Annotated in this window: 25 protein-coding genes and 1 riboswitch; of the genes, 18 read left to right on the top strand and 7 right to left on the bottom strand. The window is 38.9% G+C overall.

The features are described from left to right. The first annotated feature begins 87 nt into the window (after positions 1-87). Positions 88-534, top strand: coding sequence for a GatB/YqeY domain-containing protein (locus tag RWM19_RS03770; protein ID WP_313983877.1), 447 nt, complete (start codon positions 88-90; stop codon positions 532-534). Between the two features lie 17 nt (positions 535-551). Here RWM19_RS03770 and RWM19_RS03775 read toward each other — a convergent pair whose 3' ends face one another. Continuing rightward, on the bottom strand, positions 552-1,289 hold the full coding sequence (locus tag RWM19_RS03775; protein WP_313983880.1) for a tRNA threonylcarbamoyladenosine dehydratase: 738 nt from the start codon (positions 1,287-1,289) through the stop codon (positions 552-554). Positions 1,290-1,388: 99 nt separating this feature from the next. Between RWM19_RS03775 and ybaK the strand changes: the two genes are divergently transcribed. Beyond that, positions 1,389-1,871 (top strand): Cys-tRNA(Pro) deacylase, encoded by a 483-nt coding sequence (gene ybaK / locus RWM19_RS03780; protein WP_313983883.1) that lies wholly within the window; start codon positions 1,389-1,391, stop codon positions 1,869-1,871. 15 nt (positions 1,872-1,886) lie between these two features. Here ybaK and RWM19_RS03785 read toward each other — a convergent pair whose 3' ends face one another. Continuing rightward, positions 1,887-2,330, bottom strand: coding sequence for a VanZ family protein (locus RWM19_RS03785; RefSeq protein WP_313983888.1), 444 nt, complete (start codon positions 2,328-2,330; stop codon positions 1,887-1,889). A 43-nt stretch (positions 2,331-2,373) separates the two neighbouring features. On the opposite strand from RWM19_RS03785, the gene RWM19_RS03790 reads away from it, so the two are divergent. The 12 genes from RWM19_RS03790 (at position 2,374) to rpsR (ending at position 13,296) form a co-directional block, all read left to right on the top strand. Then, a complete protein-coding gene (locus RWM19_RS03790; RefSeq protein ID WP_313983891.1) occupies positions 2,374-3,228 on the top strand; it encodes a YitT family protein in 855 nt (284 codons plus the stop codon). 52 nt (positions 3,229-3,280) lie between these two features. Beyond that, positions 3,281-3,970 (top strand): cell division ATP-binding protein FtsE, encoded by a 690-nt coding sequence (gene ftsE, locus RWM19_RS03795; RefSeq protein WP_294019822.1) that lies wholly within the window; start codon positions 3,281-3,283, stop codon positions 3,968-3,970. Continuing rightward, positions 3,963-4,856 carry a permease-like cell division protein FtsX gene (ftsX, locus tag RWM19_RS03800; RefSeq protein ID WP_294025800.1) on the top strand — a complete coding sequence of 298 codons (894 nt, stop codon included), beginning with the start codon at positions 3,963-3,965 and terminating at the stop codon, positions 4,854-4,856. Before ftsE ends, ftsX begins: the two co-directional genes overlap by 8 nt. Beyond that, on the top strand, positions 4,853-6,247 hold the full coding sequence (locus RWM19_RS03805) for a peptidoglycan DD-metalloendopeptidase family protein (protein WP_313983896.1): 1,395 nt from the start codon (positions 4,853-4,855) through the stop codon (positions 6,245-6,247). The genes ftsX and RWM19_RS03805 overlap by 4 nt, the downstream gene beginning before the upstream one ends. Positions 6,248-6,308: 61 nt before the next feature. Then, positions 6,309-7,850: a S41 family peptidase gene (locus tag RWM19_RS03810; protein ID WP_313983899.1), complete on the top strand. Its 1,542-nt coding sequence runs from the start codon at positions 6,309-6,311 to the stop codon at positions 7,848-7,850. Continuing rightward, positions 7,843-9,819 (top strand): excinuclease ABC subunit UvrB, encoded by a 1,977-nt coding sequence (gene uvrB / locus RWM19_RS03815; RefSeq protein WP_294019828.1) that lies wholly within the window; start codon positions 7,843-7,845, stop codon positions 9,817-9,819. Before RWM19_RS03810 ends, uvrB begins: the two co-directional genes overlap by 8 nt. A 3-nt stretch (positions 9,820-9,822) precedes the next feature. Next, positions 9,823-10,347: a hypothetical protein gene (locus tag RWM19_RS03820; RefSeq protein WP_313983903.1), complete on the top strand. Its 525-nt coding sequence runs from the start codon at positions 9,823-9,825 to the stop codon at positions 10,345-10,347. A 99-nt stretch (positions 10,348-10,446) separates the two neighbouring features. Beyond that, positions 10,447-11,622, top strand: coding sequence for an aminotransferase class I/II-fold pyridoxal phosphate-dependent enzyme (locus tag RWM19_RS03825; RefSeq protein WP_313983906.1), 1,176 nt, complete (start codon positions 10,447-10,449; stop codon positions 11,620-11,622). Position 11,623: 1 nt separating this feature from the next. Further along, positions 11,624-12,115: an Lrp/AsnC family transcriptional regulator gene (locus RWM19_RS03830; RefSeq protein ID WP_294022566.1), complete on the top strand. Its 492-nt coding sequence runs from the start codon at positions 11,624-11,626 to the stop codon at positions 12,113-12,115. 145 nt (positions 12,116-12,260) lie between these two features. Continuing rightward, positions 12,261-12,566, top strand: coding sequence for a 30S ribosomal protein S6 (gene rpsF, locus RWM19_RS03835; protein ID WP_028078264.1), 306 nt, complete (start codon positions 12,261-12,263; stop codon positions 12,564-12,566). Then, positions 12,566-13,048 (top strand): single-stranded DNA-binding protein, encoded by a 483-nt coding sequence (ssb, locus tag RWM19_RS03840; RefSeq protein ID WP_294022565.1) that lies wholly within the window; start codon positions 12,566-12,568, stop codon positions 13,046-13,048. The genes rpsF and ssb overlap by 1 nt, the downstream gene beginning before the upstream one ends. A gap of 17 nt (positions 13,049-13,065) precedes the next feature. Beyond that, complete coding sequence (gene rpsR / locus RWM19_RS03845) at positions 13,066-13,296, top strand: 30S ribosomal protein S18 (RefSeq protein WP_006526812.1); 231 nt, start codon at positions 13,066-13,068, stop codon at positions 13,294-13,296. A 76-nt stretch (positions 13,297-13,372) separates the two neighbouring features. Here the strand turns inward: rpsR and RWM19_RS03850 are convergent, their stop codons facing one another. Together RWM19_RS03850 and RWM19_RS03855 are read right to left on the bottom strand one after the other, a co-directional pair. Then, the gene (locus RWM19_RS03850; protein ID WP_294019834.1) at positions 13,373-14,065 is read right to left on the bottom strand and encodes an LrgB family protein; all 693 of its coding nucleotides are present in this window, start codon (positions 14,063-14,065) and stop codon (positions 13,373-13,375) included. Continuing rightward, on the bottom strand, positions 14,058-14,414 hold the full coding sequence (locus tag RWM19_RS03855; protein WP_294022564.1) for a CidA/LrgA family protein: 357 nt from the start codon (positions 14,412-14,414) through the stop codon (positions 14,058-14,060). Before RWM19_RS03855 ends, RWM19_RS03850 begins: the two co-directional genes overlap by 8 nt. Positions 14,415-14,590: 176 nt before the next feature. Beyond that, a riboswitch (purine riboswitch) is annotated at positions 14,591-14,690 on the top strand. Positions 14,691-14,771: 81 nt separating this feature from the next. Here RWM19_RS03855 and RWM19_RS03860 point away from each other — a divergent pair. The 4 genes from RWM19_RS03860 (at position 14,772) to gpmA (ending at position 19,156) form a co-directional block, all read left to right on the top strand. Beyond that, the gene (locus tag RWM19_RS03860) at positions 14,772-16,139 is read left to right on the top strand and encodes an NCS2 family permease (RefSeq protein ID WP_313983912.1); all 1,368 of its coding nucleotides are present in this window, start codon (positions 14,772-14,774) and stop codon (positions 16,137-16,139) included. Positions 16,140-16,206: 67 nt separating this feature from the next. Beyond that, entirely contained in the window at positions 16,207-17,106 is a 900-nt protein-coding gene (gene pfkB / locus RWM19_RS03865) for a 1-phosphofructokinase (RefSeq protein WP_313983915.1), read from the top strand. Then, entirely contained in the window at positions 17,107-18,282 is a 1,176-nt protein-coding gene (locus RWM19_RS03870) for an alanyl-tRNA editing protein (RefSeq protein WP_313983918.1), read from the top strand. It begins immediately after the preceding gene. A gap of 127 nt (positions 18,283-18,409) precedes the next feature. Next, positions 18,410-19,156 (top strand): 2,3-diphosphoglycerate-dependent phosphoglycerate mutase, encoded by a 747-nt coding sequence (gene gpmA / locus RWM19_RS03875; RefSeq protein ID WP_294019840.1) that lies wholly within the window; start codon positions 18,410-18,412, stop codon positions 19,154-19,156. A gap of 30 nt (positions 19,157-19,186) precedes the next feature. Here the strand turns inward: gpmA and RWM19_RS03880 are convergent, their stop codons facing one another. Genes RWM19_RS03880 through thrC form a run of 3 tightly spaced genes read right to left on the bottom strand, consistent with a single transcriptional unit; the run spans position 19,187 to position 21,981 of the window. Next, positions 19,187-19,627: an ACT domain-containing protein gene (locus RWM19_RS03880; protein ID WP_294022559.1), complete on the bottom strand. Its 441-nt coding sequence runs from the start codon at positions 19,625-19,627 to the stop codon at positions 19,187-19,189. Between the two features lie 4 nt (positions 19,628-19,631). Then, positions 19,632-20,504: a homoserine kinase gene (thrB, locus tag RWM19_RS03885; protein ID WP_313983922.1), complete on the bottom strand. Its 873-nt coding sequence runs from the start codon at positions 20,502-20,504 to the stop codon at positions 19,632-19,634. Next, entirely contained in the window at positions 20,491-21,981 is a 1,491-nt protein-coding gene (thrC, locus tag RWM19_RS03890; RefSeq protein ID WP_313983926.1) for a threonine synthase, read from the bottom strand. Before thrC ends, thrB begins: the two co-directional genes overlap by 14 nt. Positions 21,982-21,987 lie beyond the last annotated feature (6 nt).

A 21,987-nucleotide genomic window follows, 5' to 3' on the forward strand; every position in this document is an offset into this window, starting at 1 on the left:
ATTTTAGCATATTTTAGAGTATACAGATGAAGAAGACACATACTTTTTCACTAGAAAGTTTATAATAGTAACTAGGAGGTATTTATAATGGGCGAACTATTATTACAATTAAGAAAAGATAATATGAAGGCAATGAAGGAACATGATACTCTAACCAAGGGTGTATTGAGTCTTGTGATTTCCGCAATTGCACTTGCGGAGAAAGAAGCTGGTCATACGTTAGAGAAGAATGATGAGCTAGCGTATATTCAACGTGAGATCAAGCAGACAAATGAAACGATTGAGAGTATTCCTGAAAATCGTGAAGACTTAAAGGAAGAGGCACAAAAGAAGTTGGTATTACTTTCTTCCTATTTACCAAAGCAGTTAACAGAAGAAGAGATTCATCAGATTATTGAAGGAATCTTACAAGAAAAGGGCTTAGAACCTCTTAAGCGTAATCAGGGTCCTGTGATGAGAGAGATTCTTGATAAGTATAAGGGCCAAACAGACGGTAAGACGGTTAACCGGATTCTTAGTACAATCTTGCATTAAAAAACAAGTAACTTTCGTTACTTGCGATTGTTTGGGTCAAAATTTGTAATCTGTCGAACAACTTCGGCAGCTAATGTAATACCCGCAACCGGTGGCACGAAGGCAGTGGAACCTGGAATACTCCATTTCACTGCTTTTTCTTGTTCCTCATCGGGATATTCAATAGGTTTGATTGGAGCCTCTATCGAACAACATACCTGTAAGTCTTTGATGTTACGTACGCGTAACTCATGTCGCATGACTTTTGCGAGGGGATCATTTTTTGTGTCGTAGATATCCATCACGCGAACTTTTGTTGGATCGAAGCGATTGCCACAACCCATCGCAGAGATGATAGGGATACCTAAACTCTTGGCGGTTACGATTAAATCAATCTTAGCGGTAACGTTGTCAATAGCATCGATAATATAGTCGTATTGGCTAAAATCAAATTGGCCTTTCGTTTCTGGTAAATAGAAGATAGGTAGAGAATTCACAACCGTGTCTGGACTGATTGTGTGGATGCGCTCTTTCATTACGTCTACTTTGTATTGGCCAATGGTTGCGTCAGTTGCGATGAGTTGTCGGTTGATATTGGTGAGTGAAACCGTATCGTGGTCGACAATATCGATTTTACCAATCCCACTGCGTGCTAAAGCTTCGATAGCGTATCCACCAACTCCACCAACACCGAATACGATGACGTGTGCTTGTTGGATCTTATGTAGTGCGTCTCTTCCGATGACGCGTTGTGTTCTAGAGAAACGATTGATCATGTTTATACCTCGCAGTTTATTGTAACGTAAATTTGATATGGATGGAACGTATCTGCAGTGATTTATAAATTGGTGTAAAATAGTGGCGAGGTAAAAAATATGGCAAAAAAAGAAGTAAAGACAAATGTGATGCGTATTTTGGATACAGAAGGAATTACGTATCAGGAACATACCTATGATGTAAGTGATGATTTGATAGATGGCGTATCGGTTGCACAAAAGTGCGGAGAAGATCCAGAACAAGTCTTTAAGACACTAGTTACAAAAGGTGATGATGGAAATTATTATGTATTTGTAATTCCAGTAAAAGAGAAACTAGATTTAAAGGCTTGTGCACGTGCAGTTGGTGTAAAGAGTGTAGCGATGTTACCGCAGAAGGAACTGTTAAAGACAACAGGTTATGTCCATGGTGGATGTTCACCAATAGGGATGAAGAAATTATTTGTGACAGTTTATGATGAAACAATCGTATTGTTTGATACAATTCTTGTCTCAGGTGGTAAAGTGGGAACACAGATTGAAATTGCGCCTGATGATATTATCAAGATCACAGAAGGTAAAGTTGCAGGTTTAACACAATAAAGAAAAGCGGAGAACTTATTTGGTTTTCCACTTTTTTATGAGATATGTGATTAGAAATCCGAAGCTATATCCACACATGTCGATGAAACAGTCACGTAATTCGGTAGATCTTCCAGGTGTAAAGTATTGAATGCCTTCATCGATTATCGGTGTTAACACCATCCATAGGATAATGATCATCTTTTGTTTGCGCTCTTGAATGGTATGTGAACTGATTGTAGATACCAAGATGCCAAGTAGAGCGTATTCGCTAAAGTGGGCAAATTTACGAATGAGTGTATGGAATAATTGGAATGGTATGAAATGTAGGAATTGTAAAGAATCATAGATACGATAGCTTAAAGTTTGACTCAGATTTGCGGAGACTTTTCCAGTTTGTGCTGAGTTATGAAATATCCAAAGTGTATATGCAATGACGATAGTCCAAAGGATGATGTTTTTTATACGGTTATCTTTCATTAGCCATTCTCCATATCGTAGTACCTATGATATAATACCTTCCATGAATAAGAAAAGTGTAATCAATTTTTTGATGGTTTTAGCTGGAACGTTTTTATTATCTATGTCAGTAGAATTTTTTATTTTACCGTACAAGATTCTTTCCGGTGGCGTCGCTGGTCTTGCGGTTGCCTTTGAACCATTCTTCCATATAGATAAGACCTTGTTTGCTAACTCGGCAGTGATTGGCTTCCTAATTTTAGGGGCATTTATCCTTGGTAAGGAATTTGCTTTAACAACGATGTTGTCTTCACTTGCCTATCCAGTATTTAACAACTTGTTGATTAAGGTCCCAAATCCAATCACTGTTGATCCGATTTTGGCTGCTTTATATGCAGGACTCCTTGGTGGTACTGGTATTGGTATTGTGATGAGAGCTGGGTCGAGTACAGGTGGTATGGATATACCGGCCTTGATTTTACATAAGTTTACAGGTGTACAAATTTCGGTTTTGGTTATTATTATTGATACTTTAACGGTTGGATTAGGTATTGCGGCGTATGGCATTAACTCTGCACTGCTTGGTCTAGTGTCCGTGTTTGCGTCTGGCTTTGCGATTGGAAAGGTGCTGAGTGCTGGACAAGGTGCCAATGCCAAGTCTGTACATATTATTTCCAATCATTGGGAAGAGTTACGTGATGGAATTTATCAGGAACTCAATCGTGGTGTAACGATTTTAGATGGTCGTGGTGGATTCAATAGTGAAGCTAAGAATGTTGTATTGGTTGTTGTATCGACACGTCAATATGCAAGTTTAATTTCATTAATTAATCGAATTGATCCAAAAGCATTTGTGATTACAAATGATGCGTCTGATATGCATGGTGAAGGTTTCACCTACGCTTCATCCAATATTTAACAGAATGTGATAAAATTATTGGGCAGGATTTCACGAGTAAGGAGGTACCCTTATGATTCAATGCAACCATGTTTACAAACGATATAAAAATGGTACGAATGCACTGTATGATATAAATTTATCAGTTGATCAGGGCGAATTTGTTTACGTTATTGGTCCAACTGGCTCTGGTAAATCTACTTTAATTAAGTTGATGGATGCGGAGGAAATGTGTACAAAAGGCAACGTAAAAGTTGTTGGTATTGATGTTGGCGAATTATCTAAGCGTCAGATTCCTATCTATCGCCGTAATATCGGTGTTGTATTCCAGGATTATAAATTGTTGCCACATTTAACCGTATTTGAAAATATTGCGTATGCCTTAGAAGTAATCGGTATGAAAAAGGCACAGATTCGCAAGCGTACAATCGAAGTGATGAAAGTCGTGGGCTTAAGTGAAAAGGGCAATTCTTTTCCAAAGGAATTATCTGGTGGACAACAGCAGCGTGTAGCGATTGCACGTGCGATTGCCAACCGTCCTAAGGTTTTGATTGCGGATGAGCCTACTGGTAACTTGGACCCAGCAAAATCTGATGAGATTATGGACTTACTACAGGAAATCAATCAGCGTTATGGTACAACCGTTGTGATGGTTACCCATGATATTACGCTTGTAAATAAGTATCGTAAGCGTACGATTGTTTTGGAACAAGGACACATTGTGGCTGACCGTTCCGAAGGAGGTTATGTTCGTCATGATTAGACCAATTCGTGAGGGTATCCGTGGTGTTGGTAGACACTGGGCAATGTCTCTTTCAAGTGCAATTGCGGTTACAGTAACATTAATGATTATTAGTTTGTTCTTGGTATTGAGTTATCACTTAGAACAATTTACTCGTTCTGTAGAGTCTTCCGTTGAAATTTCTGTAATGGTTTCGTATGATGCGGAGTCTTCATCAAGTCTAAAACAGATTGAGAAGGCAATCTCGGCAATCGACGGAGTAGAAAAGGTAACATATTCGTCGAAAGATGATGAGTTAAAATATTACATCAACAGTTTTGAAGATGAGCGTACAAGAGCGGTGTTTGAACCATTTAAGGCAGATAACCCTATGCATGACGCCTACTACGTAGAAACAAAGAATGGCGCAAATCTTGAGGATATCGCTAAGAAGATTGGCCAGATTAGCGGTGTTGATAGTGTCAACTATGGTGGTCAAAGTACTTTGAACATGGTTGATGCGATGTCATCCATTCGTCGTTTTGGTGGCATCTTAGTAGCTGCCTTAACTCTACTTGCAATCTTTTTAATTCAAAATACAATCAAACTTACCATTTATGCTCGTAAGGATGAAATTACGATCATGAAACATGTAGGTGCGACAAATGGATTTATCCGTGCTCCTTTCCTTTGGGAAGGTATTATTACGGGAATTCTCGGCGCAATCATTCCGATTGGTCTAACGATTTGGGGATACATCGTGATCTTCGAAAAGACTTCTGGTGTGTTGATCTCTAATATGTTCCGTTTAGAGAAGGCATTTCCATTCTTGTACTATGTTTCAGGTATCTTATTATTAGTTGGTATTTTGGTTGGTCTTTTCGGAAGTTGGCTCTCTGTAACGAAGTATTTGAGGGATAAACGATGAAAAAATTAACGAAGATATGTTTATGCCTGTTGATGGCAGTAATTATGGTTGGAAATCAATCGAGTACTGTTATTGCGGATGAAGATTATTCCAACTCGGAATATTGGTTGAATCGTTGTACAAACTACGGCAAGGATGACGCTAGTGCATGTGAGGCGTATAAGGCTTACTTAGAGTCTCAGAATGCAGAGATGAGTCAACAGATTGCGGCTTGGAAGGCTCAAAAGGCTGATATGGAAGCCAACATCTCGAAATATGCAGCGAAGATTTCGGAGTATCAGACTCAGATTGATACAAAGCAAGCTGAAATTACACAGAAAGAAGCTGAAATTGACGCAAAGCAGAAAGAAATTGATAACAAGCAGGCTGAGATTGATCAAAATCAAAAGACTGCAGATAAACTACAAGATAAAGTAAAGACACGTATGGTATTGAATCAACCTACCATGCGTACAAATCAATATATTGATATTTTGATGGGTGCGAATAACTTCACAGACTTTATTCGTATTGCGAATGGTTTAAGTACTATTTCTCAATACGATAAGAAGACTTTGAATGAACTTGTTCAGATTATCGCAACGTTAAACAAACAAAAAGAAGAGCTTGTTGTTGCGAAGAATGAACTAGAGATTCAAAAGAAGGAAAAACAGGACCAACAAAAAGAACTTATTACTTTACAGACTTATGTGCAGATTGCCCAAGAGGCAGCGCAGAAGACAGCGGCTGCACTTCGTGGTTCAATTGAAACAAAGAACTCGGATATTGCACAAAACAATGCGTTGATGTCGGGAATCACTGCTCAAATTGAAGCGATTCCTACAACAAATGGTTGGACTTATCCAGTTGATGGCGCTTGGCGTAGTGCTGGTACTTGGTCTTATCCAGATGGTAGTATTCACTTGGGATATGACTTTGCGGCTGGTTATGGTACGACAATTCGTGCAGTTGCCAATGGTGTTGTACTAAGAGGTGTTAATGGATGTCCAACAGTTGGTTATCTAGGCGATAGTTGTGGATATCAATTCGGTGGTGCTTCCTATTCTGGTAACCAAGTTATCTTGCTTGTAACAGTCAATGGTAGTTTGTATGGTGTGGATTACTTCCACATGACATTAAATACACCGGTTGCGACTGGTACGATTGTAAATGCAGGTGATGTGATTGGACAGGTTGGTTCATCTGGTAATACGACTGGACCACACTGTCACGTGGAAATCTTCTACTTAGGAGATGCGTCTGGATTTGCGTACTACGCTGCGAACTGGAATGGTGACGTTAGCTTTGGCGCAGGTTGGACTGGTGGAAGATATGGCTTGTATGGAAGACGTTGTAGTGATGGCGTCGGTGCTCCATGCCGTATCCAACCGGAAGAAGTATTTGGTTATTAAAATAGCATTTAAGAGTCTCTTCTAAAATAGAGACTCTTTTTAGAAAGATAGAGGCAGTAAAATGGACGAAAACAAAGAAGAATTACAGAACGATGAAAAAGTATATAGTATTCCTTTCCGTCGTCATTTGTGGCCAGAAGAAGTGGCTTTAAAACAAGAACAAAAGAAAGTAAAACGTCTACGTATTCTTATGGTAGCGTTTGTGGTAGTTGCCTTAGTAGGTGGGTGGTTGCTTGGCTCAGTACTGCCATTATCTTCACTTGCGCCTGCTCGTAAGAATGTGGTGAATAATCTTCCTTTGAATTCTGATGAGAAAATCAATGGTGTTCTACAGGTGATGGAGAATGATTGGTTTTTTGCAGATCAAGTAGAAAATATTGATACAAAATTAACGGACCAGGCTCTAAAGGGTATTACAACCAATGATATTGATAAGCATACAGAATATATGACGGCTGATGAGATGAAGCAGTTTACAGATTCTATCAATCGTAATTATGTAGGGATTGGTGTACAGTTCTTACAGGCTAATGGAATCAACATTATCGAGCGTGTCTTCCGTAATTCACCAGCGGATAAAGCAGGTGTAAAAGCTGGAGATATCATGAATAAGGTCAATGGTGAATCACTCACTGGTAAGACGACAGAGGAAATCAAGAATCTAGTACAGGGTGATAGTGGTACGGATGTAACGATTGAATTCATCCGTCAGGAACAACCCCTTGAGATAACAATTACTCGTGCGGCTGTTAGTGCAACTGCATTTGGCGAGATTCTAAGTGATAATACAGGTTACTTACAGATTTATCAGTTTGGTGAAAATACAACCAATGAAGTTAAGACATATCTAGATGATTTCAAGAATGCGAATGTATCAAATATCGTGATTGACTTACGTGATAACGGTGGTGGATATCTAACCGCACTACAGGGGATTGCGTCATATTTCTTGCCAAAGGATACACTTGCGATGAAACAGGTGTATGCGGATGGTACGACGGAAGAAATCCGTACAACAGATGGTATGTATGACAATATTAAGAAGATTGCCATCTTAGTAAATAAGAATACAGCAAGCGCATCGGAAGTACTCACAATGGCACTCAAGGAACAACATCAAGATGTAACAGTAATTGGTGTAACGACCTATGGCAAGGGTACAGTACAGGTATCACGTGTATTCAAAGATGGTTCTGCACTTAAATATACAACTTCAAAATGGACTTCCCCGAACGATGTTTGGGTCAATGGTGTTGGTATTACGCCAGACGATGAAGTGAAGTTACATGAAGTGATGTATACGGCTTTACCAAAGATGAATGATACGGATCGCTACGCTTATGATAGTGTTGGTGAACCGGTGAAATTCGCCCAACTATGTTTGGATTATCTAGGGTATAACGTTGGTCGTACCGACGGCTATTTCTCTTCTCAAACAGAAGAGGCATTACGTCAGTTTGAGACAGACAAAGGTATTACAGCAGGTGGTGTATTAGATAAAGAAACGTTTAGTACGCTCTATAGTGCGGTGGTACTAGATTGGAATACAACAAAGACACATGATGTTCAACTACAGAAAGCACAGGAAGTTTTAAATGGATGATCGTAAGTTTGAACTTGTATCACCATTTAAGCCTACGGGAGATCAACCGAAGGCGATAGCGGAGCTTGTGGAAGGCTTGCATGCAGGTAAGAAGGAACAGGTTCTAGAGGGTGCTACTGGTACTGGTAAGACATTTACCATGGCGAATATCATTGCACAGATGAATCGACCAACGTTGGTGTTTTCACACAATAAGACATTAGCTGGTCAGTTATATTCTGAGTTTAAAGAACTGTTCCCACACAATCGTGTAGAGTTCTTTGTATCAAACTTCGATTATTATCAACCTGAGGCATATATGCCTAAGAGTGATATGTATATTGAAAAGACAGCTGCAATCAATGAAGAACTAGATATGTTCCGTGAGTCTACTTTGAACTCTCTTCTGGAAAGAAGAGATACAATCGTTGTCGCATCTGTTGCATGTATCTATGCGGCTAGCGATCCTATTGAGTATAAGAACATGTTCTATACGATACGTGTAGGAGAAAGTATTGACCGTAATGATTTGATGCGCCGTTTGATTGAACTACAGTACTCACGTAACGACGTTGATCAAACAAGAGGTACGATACGTGTACGTGGAGACATTATTGATTTAACACCATCTTATACAAATGAATTCAATATTCGTATTGAGATGTTTGGAGATGAGATAGAACGTATTACAGAGATTGACCCTTTAACAGGAAAGACCATGAATGCATACCAGTTTTATAACATCTTCCCGGCGAGTGGTTATGCGCGCTCAAAGGAGACGATGTTAAGAGCGTGTGATGCGATTGAAGCAGAACTTGAAGATCGTTTAGAGTATTTCCGTAAGAAAGGAAAACCACTCGAAGCAGAGCGCTTAGAACAGCGTACACGCTTTGATTTAGAGGCATTAAGAGAAAATGGATACTGTTCTGGAATTGAAAACTATTCAATGCATATCGATGGTAGAAAAGTAGGTCAGCGTCCATGGAATCTTTTTGATTACTTCCCTAAGGATTTCTTGTTGTTTGTGGATGAATCACATGTATCCTTACCGCAGGTAAGAGGTATGTATAACGGTGATCGTCAACGTAAGGAAGTCTTAGTGGAATATGGTTTCCGTTTACCATCTGCACTAGAAAATCGTCCAATGAAATTTGATGAATTCCAGTCGATGATGAATCAGGTTGTATATTGTTCCGCAACACCTGGTGACTTTGAATTAGAAGCTGTGGATCATCATGTAACGGAACAGATTATTCGTCCGACCGGATTACTGGATCCAAAGATTACAGTCAAGCCAACCAAGGGACAGATTGATGATATCTGTGAAGCGCTTGATGCAAGACTTAAACGCAATGAACGTGTGTTAATTACAACATTAACTGTACGCATGGCAGAAGATCTTACTGCGTATCTGAAAGAACGTGGGTATAAGATTGCACATTTACACCATGAGACAAAGACCTTGGAGCGTACGGAAGTCATTCGTGATTTACGTTTAGGAAAGGTTGATGCGATTGTCGGCATTAACTTGTTGCGTGAAGGTTTGGATATTCCTGAAGTATCCTTGGTATGTATCTTAGATGCGGACAAGGAAGGCTTCTTACGTAGTCATCGTTCTTTAATTCAGACAATTGGACGTGCTGCCCGTAATGCGAATGGTGAAGTATACATGTACGCAGATGTCATGACAGATTCCATGCGTTACGCAATCAATGAAACAGAACGTCGTCGTAAGATTCAGGAAGCGTACAATGCAGAACATGGCATCATACCTACAACGGTTAAGAAGAATGTTGAAGAAGCTATTCGTGGTAAAGAGACCAAAGAAATGGCTGCGAAATACATGCAGAAGAAAGCAAAACTCTCTCAGAAAGATAAGGCAAAACTCATCGCAGATATGGAAGTTGAAATGCGTGAGGCAGCCGCAAGTCTAAACTTTGAAAGAGCAGCTGAACTTCGTGATATTCTCTTTGAATTAAAATCAGAGTAAATTATGAAAACAGATATTGTACAAGATGAACCAAAACTGATTTTGACATATCCACATAAGACGATACTAAATTGGATAGCCTTTGTGACGATTATATCGTTCTCTTCGATTGTGACGTGGATATTAAAAAATTTGATTCATGAAGGAACGGATGAATCAGGCAGGATGATTATTGTTATTGCGCTTGTTTGTATACCACTACTTCTTTGTTTATTAGTTTGTTATTTCTATCTGAATGCAGCGAAATTAGAAATTGATAAAAACAACTATTTAAAATACTATACTTACGGAAGAAGAGGACATAGTGTATTACAATTTCGATTTGCAATGGAAAATATCCAAGAAATTAAAGGAAGTAAACTTCCGTTTGGTTGTGCGAAGATAACGATAAAAATCAAGAATCCTATCTTTTGTGGATTTTATGAGAAGAAGATAGATAAGCAAATAAATGTCAGCGTCATCGCTGAAAGAGAGAAAGTAGATTTTTTCATCCAAGATTTTTTGAATAGACATTCAGATAAACTCTAGGTTTTAGATGTTATGAAAATTACGGTAAAAAATGTTCCTGCATAGGGAGCATTTTTTTACAGTTCGAGTATAATAGAGGGGACGTACGAGGTACAGACTATGGATTATACAAAGTTAGTAGCACAAAGAGCAGTAAAAATGAAACCATCGGGAATTCGTAAATTCTTCGATTTGGTTGCGGAAATACCGGATTGTATATCACTTAGTGTTGGTGAGCCTGATTTCAAGACACCATGGGATATACGTGATGCGGCGATTCATACAATTGAACTAGGTAAGACACAATATACGACGAATGCAGGATTAAAGGAGTTACGTCTTGCGATTCGTGAATATCTACTTCGTAAATATAATCTGGATTACGATATTGATCAGATGATTGCGACAGTAGGCGCAAGTGAAGGAATTGACCTCGTATTCCGTACCATTGTGGAAGATGGAGATGAAATCATCTTGCCGGATCCTGGATACGTTACGTATCAACCAACAGCTACTTTTGCGGGTGCGAAAGTAAAGTATGTAAAGGCTAAGGTTGAAAATGGTTTTAGAATTCAAGCAGCAGATATCAAGGCTGCCATTACTGATAAGACAAAGGCAATTTTATTATCTTACCCAAATAATCCAACAGGAGCGATTTTATCTTATAAAGAGATGGAAGAAATCGCAGAAGTATTACGTGATACTAATATTCTTGTCATCTCTGATGAAATCTATTCTGAACTCATTTATGGTGATGAAAAGTTTACTTCTTTCGCATCGATTCCAGGAATGAAGGAAAGAACAATTGTACTGAATGGTTTCTCTAAGACCTTCTCTATGACAGGTTGGCGTTTGGGATATGTACTAGCGCCAAGAGAACTAATCAATGTGATGTTAAAGGTGCATCAAAACTGTGTTATGGCAGCACCTACCGTGAGTCAATACGCGGCAATTACAGCCCTACGTGATTGTGATAGGGATGTTGAAGAGATGCGTAAACAATATGATATGCGTCGTCAGTATTGTGTACGTAAGCTCAATGAAATGGGATTAGAAACATTTGAACCAAAGGGTGCGTTCTATGTCTTCCCGAATATTTCTAGTCTTGGTATGACGAGTGATGAGTTCTGTGAGAAGTTATTGAATGAACAACATGTCGCAATTATTCCAGGTACTGCGTTTGGGGAAAGTGGACAGGGTTTTGCGAGAATTAGTTATGCGTATAGTATTGAACACTTGCAAGAAGCGATGAGACGTATTGCACAGTTTATAAAGGATCACAAAGGAGAAAAATAAGATGGACAATCTAAAGTTAATTGACTTACTTGTACAAAATCCACGTGCAAGTATTACAGACTTAGCAGATATTCTTGGTGAAACAGAAGAATCTGTTAACAACGCAAAGAAAGAACTAGAAGAGAATAAGATTATCTGTGGTTACCATACAATGGTGAATTGGGACAAGGCAAATATCGACCATGTGGATGCGATGATTGGCGTTAGCGCAAAACCAGAACGTGGTAGTGGCTACGATAAGATTGCGGAAAGAATTGCACACTTTCCAGAAGTGAGCAGTCTATTCCTCATGAGTGGTAATTCTGAGTTCTTGGTAAATGTTAATGGAAAGACAATGCGCGAGGTCGCTGATTTCGTCGGCGAAAAGTTAGCACCAATTGAAGGTGTTGCGGCTACTGTCACAATGTTTGTGTTAAAGAAGTATAAGGTAAATGGTGTAACCATGGACCTACACAGTGAAGCAGGCGATGAGAGAATGCCAGTATCCGCATAAATAGCGAGTAGAATCACTTTTTTATCAGAAAGATAGAGGTGATTTTTCTTTACTTTTGTTAGGGGAACTGGTACTATATTGTGGCGAGTGGGTTACTCCCGCTCCTTGCCAGAAATGGCCGTTAGACCAGAAGGAGGTGTACGGAATGAAGAAGTATGAAGTCATGTACATCATCAATGAATCTGTTGAAACAGAGAAGAGAGCTGAATTAATCGAGACTCTCAGCAAGATCATCACTGACAACGGTGGTAAGATTGCGAAGACAGATGAATGGGGCATGCGTGAATTCGCATATCACATTGATGACATGAAGAAGGGTTACTATGTAGTAACAGCATTTGAAGCAGATAATGCCTGCGTTAAGGAATTCGATCGTTTGATGGGAATCAACGCAAATGTTGTTCGTTTCATGATTACCCGTGACGAAGCTCCGGCTAAGGGAGCTAAGTAATGATTAACCGCGTTGTTTTGGTTGGTAGACTAACACGAGATGTGGAAGTTCGTAAGACAGCTAGTGGCTTATCCGTTGCGACATTTACAGTCGCATGTGATCGTCGTATGGCTCGTGGACAGGATGGAAACAATCAACAGTCTGCAGACTTCATCAGTTGTGTCGCTTGGCGACAGGCTGCCGATTTCTTAGGCTCATATGCACGTAAGGGTGCGTTAGTGGGTGTTGAAGGAAGAATCCAAACACGTAACTATGATCGTGATGGACAGAAGGTTTATGTTACAGAAATCGTTTGTGATACTGTAAACTTACTTGAATCTAAGAGTCAATCACAGAGCAGAGCACAAAACAGTGGTTATCAAGACAACAGTTATCAACAGCCGTATTCACAACCAAAACCATCTACAAATGATGATTTTGTGAGTGATGACTTCGGCGCAGGAATCGGAATGGATATTTCCAGCGATGACCTGCCATTCTAAATAAAGGAGAACAGACAATGGCATTCAGAAAACAAAGAATGGGCCGCAGAAAGGTCTGCTACTTTACAAAAAACAACATCACTTATATCGATTATAAGGATGTAGAGCTCTTGAAGAAATTCGTTAGCGCAAATGGAAAGATTACTCCACGTCGCGTTACAGGAACTCGTGCGAAGTACCAGAGAATGTTAGCAATCGCTATCAAGCGTGCTCGTCAAATGGCTTTATTACCATACGTAGAAGACTAATGACACAAACGACTATCAATGTAGGTAGTCGTTTTTTTTATGCAAAAAAAAGAAGCATTGCGCTTCTTTTTGAGGTTTACATGATGTGTGCAAAGACGGTTGCTAATACAACAGTGATAATACCAGATGTACAGATTGCAAGACCTGCCATAGCCCCTTGTAAGTCACCGAGTTCGATTGCTTTGGATGTGCCGATTGCGTGAGCACTAGCGCCAAGGGCTAAGCCTTGAGCAATTGGGTCGGTGATATGGAAAACCTTGAAGACAATATCTGCGATGATTGCACCAAAGATACCTGTTACGATGATAACTGCAACTGTTACTGGTACGATACCACCTAGTTCTTCTGCAATACCCATACCGATTGCAGTAGTGATTGATTTTGGTAAGAAGGTAACGTATTGTTCGTGGTTGAAACGAAATAATAAGGCAAGGATCAACACGGTTGTGACACTACTAGCACAGCCGCATGCGATAGAGATTGTAATCATTTTCCAATTGGATTTTAGTCTTTCAACTTCCTTGTAAAGAGGTACAGCTAACGCGACTGTCGCAGGTGTTAATAACCAACTGAGATATTTTGCGGAAGAGTAGTAGGAATCGTAATCAACATGGAAAATCTCGACAAAACCGATTGTAAAAATAATCGCAATGAGTAATGGATTAAAGATTGGTAACTTGAATTTTTCACGGCATAAGAGTCCAACAAAGAAGCCCATCAATGAGATGACAACACCCATCGTTGCACTATTTAACATCACATTATTCATGATCAGAATTCTCCTTGCGTAATAACATAGATACTTTGCCAGTGATAACCATAACAACAAATGTAGAAATCATCATGATAATGATGGATTGGATTAAAATTGGTTTGATTGATGTGGTAGATTGGATTAAACCAACGGCTGCTGGTATAAACATAATAGGCATAATATCAATCAAGAAATCAGCTGTATCATGTACTTCATTGATTTTAAAGATACCATGGTTGAGTGCGATGAATAATAAAACAAGACCATAGATAGAAGAAGGGATTGGTAATGGTATAAATTCATGCAGGATTTCACCAATACATGTAAAGAATAAGATAATTAAAAACTGACGCATGTGCTTCATAGAAAAACCTCCAAACGCATGTTATTATCCCATTATTTTATTGATAAGGATACCTATTTTTTTAAGTTTTTTGATGATAGTGCTTTCATTCTAGCGAATATATACATTTTGTATAAAATGTTGGAAAAATTGTTTTTTTAACAAATACCCTTTGTAATCGTCTTGTTTATTTCATATAATACCTATGTGCCACATATCGTATATGCTTTCGAATTGGCGGAAGTGTCTCTACCCTGCTACCTTAATAGCGGGACTACGGTTGTCTCTATTCTTTTTAGTGACTTCCTGTTGAGATGATTCTTGGCAGGATTTTTATTTTTAAGGGCAGCGATGTGTGAAAAAACAAGGGGGATATTTATGTTAGAAAAGTTATTTCATTTAAAGGAAAACGGCACAACAGTTAAAACAGAATTGATCGCAGGTGTTACAACATTTATTACAATGGTTTATATCCTTGCGCTCAATCCATCCATCTTAAGTGCTTCTGGTATGGATGCAGGTTCTATCTTGACAGCGACTGCAGTCGCATCCGCAATTGCATGTTTCTGCATGGCTGCATTCTCAAATACACCATTTGCATTATCTGCTGGTTTAGGTTTGAATGCTTACTTCGCATACACAGTGTGTGGTGTTATGGGTTATCCTTGGCAGGTTGCGTTAACAGCAGTACTTGTGGAAGGTATTATCTTTATCATTATGTCACTAACAAGTGTTCGTGAAGCAATCTTCAACGCAATTCCAGTACAGTTAAAGGTTGCTGTATCTGTAGGTATTGGTTTCTTTATCGCATTTATTGGTGTACAAAATGCACATATCATCGTTGATGGCGCTACACTCGTTAGTCTATATTCATTTACAGGTGGTATTGCGAATGGAACATTCTCATCACAGGGTGTAGGTGTTATCTTGTGTATGATTGGTGTTATCTCGATTGTGATAATGCTAATCAAGGGTGTTAAGGGATATATGTTATGGGGTATCTTACTAACTTGGGTATTAGGCATTATCTGCCAATTAGTAGGTATCTATGTACCGAATCCAGAATTGGGTTACTATTCATTAATCCCAACAGCGTTCTTCTCAATGCCAAATTCTATCGCTCCTACATTCTTCCAATTTGACTTTGCGTTTGTGGCAAGTCACCTTGCGAACTTTGTGGTAGTTGTATTTGCGTTCTTATTCGTAGATATCTTTGATACACTTGGAACAGTTATTGGATGTGCTTCCAAGGCAAATATGTTAGACAAGGATGGAAAACTACCAAGAATTAAGGGTGTGCTATTAGCTGACGCTGTTGGTACAACAGTAGGTGCTATCTTGGGTACATCCACAATCACAACATTCGTTGAATCTTCTTCTGGTATTACGGAAGGTGGTAGAACAGGTTTAACAAGTGTTACAACAGGTATCTTGTTCTTAGCTGCTTTATTCTTATCTCCGTTATTCTTAACAATTCCTTCCTTTGCGACAGCACCTGCATTGATCGTTGTTGGTTTCTTGATGATGCAGCAGGTTGTTAATATCGAATGGAACGATATCACAAAGGCATTCCCATGCTTTGTATGCATTACAATGATGGGCTTTGCATATTCAATTTCTGAAGGTATTGCATTTGGCTTTATCTCTTACACATTCATTCATGTGATTACAGGTAAGGCAAAGGAAATTTCACTCTTGATGTATATTCTTACAGGATTATTCATCTTGAAGTTCTTCATTATCTAAACAAATGATCGGGTTCACTTCAATGTGGACCTTTTTTTCATTTATAATACTGATAAGAGGTGTTTGTATGATTTATACAGTAACGATGAATCCTTCACTGGATTATATAGTGCAATTAGAAACATTTGAGGAAGGAAAACTAAATCGCTCTATCTTTGAGCAGATTGATGTTGGTGGAAAGGGAATTAATGTATCCATCGCCTTGAAACATCTAGGAAGAATTAGTACACCACTTGGATATGTGGCTGGTTTTACTGGGGATGAGATTGAACGCCGTGTGAGTAGTCATGGACTTATTCCAGAGTTCATTAAGTTAGATCATGGAGAATCTCGTATCAATATCAAGATGAAACATGAAACAGAAACAGAAATTAACGCTAGTGGACCAACGGTGGAAAAAGAAGATATTGAAAAGCTATATGTAAAGTTGGAACATCTCACAGATGGTGATGTACTCATCCTTTCTGGTAGTATGGCATCTGGTGTTGAAGAGAATTTCTATGCGGATGTAATGAAGTTTCTACAAGGAAGAAAGATACGGATTATCGTAGATGCTGGAGGTAGTGTATTAAAGACAGTACTTCCATATCATCCATATTTAATCAAACCAAATCAACAGGAATTATCAGAGATATTTGACGCAAATGTCTTAGAGAATCAAATAGAAGAATATGCATGCAAGTTAGTTTCAATGGGTGCACAAAATGTACTTGTTTCATTAGGGAATCAGGGTGCACTCTTAGTGAATCACAAGGTATATCACTGCCATGCGCCAAATGGAAATGTTATTAATTCTGTAGGTGCTGGAGACTCTATGGTGGCTGCGTTTTTGACCAGTAAGTTAAATGGAGAAGATGATCAAACAGCACTTGAAAAGTCGGTTGCAATGGGATCGGCGACTGCTTTCTCCTATGGAATTGCGGACCAGGAAACTGTAGATGTTTTATATAAAGAGATGGTGAAATAAATGGATGAATTTCAAGAATATTATTATCATCATCCTTACGCAAATGAATTGGATACAGTTGTTTTGGGTTGTCATGCATGCAAGGGTGGTTATAAAGTTATTTTAAAAGATACAATCTTTTATCCGGAAGGTGGTGGACAACCTTGTGATAAAGGTACAATCCAAGGTATTGAAGTAATTGATGTACAACGAGAAAAAGAAGGGATTGTACATATCACAAAAGATTTTCTTCCGGTAGGAGGGAAGGTTCACTGTAAGATTGATTGGGAGTATCGCTTTGACTTAATGCAGAATCATACTGGAGAACATATCTTTTCTGGTGTTGTTAAACAGTTATATGGATATTCAAATGTTGGTTTTCATATGGGTGAATATATCTGTGCTGATTTTAATGGAGAATTGACAGAAGCGGATATTCAGGAAGTGGAAAGACGAGTCAATCAAGCGATTTGGGCAAATCTTTCGGTGCAAGAAATTTTCTGCTCTCCACATGAAACAACAAAGTATGATTATCGTTCGAAGATTGCGATAGAAGGTACTACACGGATTATTTCCATTGTTGGATATGACATGTGTGCATGTTGTGGTATGCATGTAAAAAATACGGGTGAAATTGGAATCTGTAAGGTAATTAACTTTGAAAAGTTACGTAATAAAACAAGAGTCTTCTTGTTGAGTGGAAGAAGAGCGTTTACCTATCTTGGTCGTATCCAGCAAGAAAACAGTATGATTTCAAAACTGTTGTCTGCTAAACCACTAGAGATATCGACGGCTGTAAGTCATCTTCAACAGCGCTATTTAGATGTACAGAAATCATATCGTACTATTTCAATAGAAATGATGATGAAGGACGCAGATAAAATTCCTACACATGATGCGATTATCTATACTTCTGTCCTTGCGGATTCTGAAGGAATGCGTGCATTCTGTAATCGTTGTATTGAAAGAGGTATTTCTACGGTAATGGTGATTGCGAAGACAGAAGTGGGATATAGCTATGTCATCATGAGTCGTATGATTGACTTACTATCGATTCGCTCTGAATTTAACGCAGCCATTCACGCTAAGGGTGGTGGAAATCAAGAAATGATGCAGGGAAGTTGTACGGCGAGTTTAGCAGAAATCTCTGCCGCATTTCATGCGGTAACAGAAATCGCAATGCATATCGTTTCCTGACATTTCCAGGAAATAATAAATTCTTTAACTAGTATCACAAAAAGCGTAAGTAGATGTGAATATTTTCGTTTGACATCATAAAGTCATGTGATACGATTGATTTGTTAAAAAGCGAAGGAGGCTTAAAATGAAACTTGTTTTAATTAGACATGGTGAAAGTGAATGGAATAAGCTCAACCTTTTCACAGGTTGGACAGACGTTGAACTTTCTGAGAAGGGTGTAGAAGAAGCTAAGGCTGGCGGACGTGCTTTAAAGGAAGCAGGATTCGACTTTGATCTTTGCTATACATCATATTTGAAGCGTGCAATCCACACATTAAACTTTGTGTTATCTGAAATGGACCGTGAATGGTTACCAGTCACAAAGACTTGGAAGCTCAATGAAAGACACTACGGTGCTTTACAGGGCTTAAATAAGGCTGAAACAGCTGAGAAGTATGGTGAAGAGAAGGTTAAGATCTGGAGAAGATCATTTGATGTTCAGCCACCTGCTTTGGATCCAACAGATGATAGAAACCCAGCATTACAGGAAGCTTACCGTAATGAAAATAAGGATGAACTTCCATTAGCTGAATCCTTAAAGGATACAATCGCTCGTGCAGTTCCTTACTACGAGCAGGAAATCTTACCACAGATGAAGGCTGGTAAGCGTGTCATCATCGCTGCTCACGGTAACAGTTTACGTGCTCTTGTTAAGTATTTTGAAAACTTAACAGATGAAGAAATCATCGGCGTAAATATTCCTACAGGTGTTCCACTCGTTTATACATTTGACGACAACGGAAAGTTCATCTCTAAGGAATACTTAGGTGACCAGGCTGCGATTGAAGCTAAGATGGCTGCAGTTGCTAAGCAAGGAAGCGTTCAAAAGTAAACAAACAAAAAGAGCCGCTTGGCTCTTTTATTATGCGATTGCATCTAGCTGTGCTTTACGTACACAAGAATGTTTTAGTAATTGTTTTAATAAATTATCTGGCGTATTTTCCATCTTGGAGATATCTAGACTGATTAGTACCGTTGCGTATCCTCCAACTGGAATTGCTTGAGAAATCGTTAAAACACTTGCTTGTGCTTTACTCAATGTTTGTAGTACCGCTGTTAATGCGCCACTTTCATCTTTTAAAAGAAGAGAAATGGTCATCGTACGTGAAGTGGCGTTATCAGAAATCTCAAATAGATAGTCTTTATAACGATAGTAGGTGTTTCTGGAAATACCTACTTTTTTAACGGCTTCTGTCACCGTTTCAACTTCGTGATTTTCAAGTAGAGATCTTGCTTGAATGACTTGGTTGAAGTATTCTGGCAAAATCTTTTTATGAACGATTAGGTAATCGGAGTTTTGCATGTGCTTACCTTTCTATTTCTGTACCATGATAGGCAACATCCAACTGTAGACACTGCCAATGATGTGGAAGTGAGGCAATCTTTAAACGTGCTGCTGTACTTAATTCTTTCTTTGCAATACTTAAGCAGGTTGAACCTGAGCCGCTGATGAGTAAGATTCCATCAGTATCTTCCTTTACAATTTGCTGGACTATCTCAAAATTTGGAATTAATTTTTTGCGATAAGGTTCATGAATGATATCGTGCGTTGAAGCTGAAAGTAGAGAGAGATTTCCTTCCTGAAGTGCTTGCGATGTGAGTATCGCATTACTAATAGCTGTAGCGACTTTCGCGCGTGGGTAATGCTCTGGTAATGCGGCACGTGCTTCTTCTGTGCTTACCTCGACATTTGGCACAAGAGCGGTATATTTCCAATCTTTATGGATTGGAAGTTTATGGGATAAGAAGTGTTTCTGATCGATTTTCATGCCTGCACAAAGTCCACCATATAGGCATGGCGCAATATTATCGGGATGGCCTTCAATACTGCAGGCTAAACGATAGATTTCTGCTTCACTGAGAATGTTGTTGTGTAAAACACTAGCAGCGACAAGTCCACCAATGATAAAGGAAGCGCTACTTCCTAGTCCTCGACTAATTGGAATATGGCAATCAAAGATAACATGAATCGGGCTGTATTTTCCAATCGTCTCACAGCCAAGGCGATAGGCCCTTAGAAAAAGATTGTTATCATTGTTGTATTCTTCATCTATATTTTCTAGGAAGTTATGATCATATCTTTCAACTTGGAAAATGTTATATAGTTTTAGCGCAATGCCAAGGCAATCAAAGCCAGAGCCAAGATTTGCGGATGTGGCAGGCGTTTTAATTGTGATCATGTTGTAAATCCTCCAAGCGTTTTGCGATTGTGTCTAGTGCATCTTCTTTTTCAATGACTTTTGTAAACCGTATCGGCATATCTTTTAAGCAGGCTAGATTTTTAGGAATTGCAACGGATGTGTAGTCATGTAAAGCGTACATCGCTTCAAATTCATCGTCGCAAGATTTTCCTGTAAGGGCCGCATATACATCTTTCGCAAATTTATATGCACTCGCTGTGGATAATACAATACATGGTGTAGTATCATTTGATTCTTGTTTATATGCATGACATGCATGTACGGCGACTGCTGTATGTGGATCGATGAGAATATGTTCATTATGGAATGTATCGTAAATCACTTTCTTGCATTCTTCCTCTGAACAATCATACGCTGTAAAGCTTTCTTGTAATGCATGACGTAATTCATCAGAGATTGTATAATGCCCATCTTCTTTAAGCGAAGACATATATTGATTGATCAATACGTCATTGTGATCGCTAAGAAGGAATAATAAACGTTCTAGGTTACTGGATACTAGGATATCCATCGATGGGGATATCGTAGGAATAAACGCTCTATTTGCGTTGTAGGAACCTGTACGGATAAATTCTGTTAGTACATTATTTGAATTGGACGCGCATACTAGTTTTTTAACTGGTAAGCCTAACTTTTTTGCCAGATATCCAGCAAGGATATTACCAAAGTTACCACTAGGGACAATAAAGTTTACCGCGTCACCCAATTGAATATCACCACTCTTAACAAGTTTTGTGTAGGAGTCGAAATAATAGACGATTTGTGGGAGTAAACGACCGATATTAATGGAGTTAGCAGAAGATAGTTTCATGTGCTTGCACGCGTTTAGTACAACTGGATTTTTCATCGCTTCTTTTACAATCTGTTGGCAATCATCAAAGTTTCCTTTGACTGCGATGACTTCGACATTGTTACCTAGTGATGTTCGCATTTGTCTCTTTTGGATATCAGATACACCGATTTCTGGATAGAGTACTGTGATGGCAGTGTTTTTGACATCCGCAAATCCATTGATTGCGGCTTTGCCGGTATCGCCACTTGTGGCAGTAAGAATGGAGATGAGGTCATTTTCATTCTGGTTTTTGTATGCGGCTGTTAATAGATGCGGTAGTAGTGTTAAAGCTACATCTTTAAAGGCGCTGGTTGGACCGTGCCATAGTTCCATTAGCCAACCATCGTGATATTTGCATAGTGGTGCTACTTCGTTGTTTTCAAATGAGTTTTGATAGGCATTTTGAACACATTGTTGGATCTGTTCTTGGCTAAAGTCACTTAAAAAAAGAGATAGAATATACTGTGCTAACTCTAGATAGTTCATCTTTAGTGTAGAGGATAAATCTACCTTTTGATTGAGTGTTTGTGGTGTATAGAGACCACCATCAGCAGCGAGACCTTGGATAATCGCTTCAGAGGATGATACAACTTTATCTTTATTTCGTGTACTAATATATTTCATAGGGCT

Origin of the sequence: uncultured Solobacterium sp. (assembly GCF_963517755.1) — a bacterium.
Taxonomy (GTDB): Bacteria; Bacillota_I; Bacilli_A; order Erysipelotrichales; family Erysipelotrichaceae; genus Bulleidia.

Bases quoted from the DNA above. Each gene is read 5' to 3' on its own strand.
- thrC (WP_313983926.1), bottom strand. From the start codon at position 21,981: ATGAAATATATTAGTACACGAAATAAAGATAAAGTTGTATCATCCTCT.
- pfkB (WP_313983915.1), top strand. From the start codon at position 16,207: ATGATTTATACAGTAACGATGAATCCTTCACTGGATTATATAGTGCAA.
- RWM19_RS03880 (WP_294022559.1), bottom strand. From the start codon at position 19,627: ATGCAAAACTCCGATTACCTAATCGTTCATAAAAAGATTTTGCCAGAA.
- rpsF (WP_028078264.1), top strand. From the start codon at position 12,261: ATGAAGAAGTATGAAGTCATGTACATCATCAATGAATCTGTTGAAACA.
- ybaK (WP_313983883.1), top strand. From the start codon at position 1,389: ATGGCAAAAAAAGAAGTAAAGACAAATGTGATGCGTATTTTGGATACA.
- thrB (WP_313983922.1), bottom strand. From the start codon at position 20,504: ATGATCACAATTAAAACGCCTGCCACATCCGCAAATCTTGGCTCTGGC.
- RWM19_RS03805 (WP_313983896.1), top strand. From the start codon at position 4,853: ATGAAAAAATTAACGAAGATATGTTTATGCCTGTTGATGGCAGTAATT.
- RWM19_RS03830 (WP_294022566.1), top strand. From the start codon at position 11,624: ATGGACAATCTAAAGTTAATTGACTTACTTGTACAAAATCCACGTGCA.
- RWM19_RS03785 (WP_313983888.1), bottom strand. From the start codon at position 2,330: ATGAAAGATAACCGTATAAAAAACATCATCCTTTGGACTATCGTCATT.
- RWM19_RS03850 (WP_294019834.1), bottom strand. From the start codon at position 14,065: ATGAATAATGTGATGTTAAATAGTGCAACGATGGGTGTTGTCATCTCA.
- RWM19_RS03825 (WP_313983906.1), top strand. From the start codon at position 10,447: ATGGATTATACAAAGTTAGTAGCACAAAGAGCAGTAAAAATGAAACCA.
- RWM19_RS03770 (WP_313983877.1), top strand. From the start codon at position 88: ATGGGCGAACTATTATTACAATTAAGAAAAGATAATATGAAGGCAATG.
- RWM19_RS03810 (WP_313983899.1), top strand. From the start codon at position 6,309: ATGGACGAAAACAAAGAAGAATTACAGAACGATGAAAAAGTATATAGT.
- uvrB (WP_294019828.1), top strand. From the start codon at position 7,843: ATGGATGATCGTAAGTTTGAACTTGTATCACCATTTAAGCCTACGGGA.
- RWM19_RS03870 (WP_313983918.1), top strand. From the start codon at position 17,107: ATGGATGAATTTCAAGAATATTATTATCATCATCCTTACGCAAATGAA.
- RWM19_RS03790 (WP_313983891.1), top strand. From the start codon at position 2,374: ATGAATAAGAAAAGTGTAATCAATTTTTTGATGGTTTTAGCTGGAACG.
- ftsE (WP_294019822.1), top strand. From the start codon at position 3,281: ATGATTCAATGCAACCATGTTTACAAACGATATAAAAATGGTACGAAT.
- RWM19_RS03860 (WP_313983912.1), top strand. From the start codon at position 14,772: ATGTTAGAAAAGTTATTTCATTTAAAGGAAAACGGCACAACAGTTAAA.
- rpsR (WP_006526812.1), top strand. From the start codon at position 13,066: ATGGCATTCAGAAAACAAAGAATGGGCCGCAGAAAGGTCTGCTACTTT.
- ftsX (WP_294025800.1), top strand. From the start codon at position 3,963: ATGATTAGACCAATTCGTGAGGGTATCCGTGGTGTTGGTAGACACTGG.
- RWM19_RS03855 (WP_294022564.1), bottom strand. From the start codon at position 14,414: ATGAAGCACATGCGTCAGTTTTTAATTATCTTATTCTTTACATGTATT.
- RWM19_RS03820 (WP_313983903.1), top strand. From the start codon at position 9,823: ATGAAAACAGATATTGTACAAGATGAACCAAAACTGATTTTGACATAT.
- RWM19_RS03775 (WP_313983880.1), bottom strand. From the start codon at position 1,289: ATGATCAATCGTTTCTCTAGAACACAACGCGTCATCGGAAGAGACGCA.
- ssb (WP_294022565.1), top strand. From the start codon at position 12,566: ATGATTAACCGCGTTGTTTTGGTTGGTAGACTAACACGAGATGTGGAA.
- gpmA (WP_294019840.1), top strand. From the start codon at position 18,410: ATGAAACTTGTTTTAATTAGACATGGTGAAAGTGAATGGAATAAGCTC.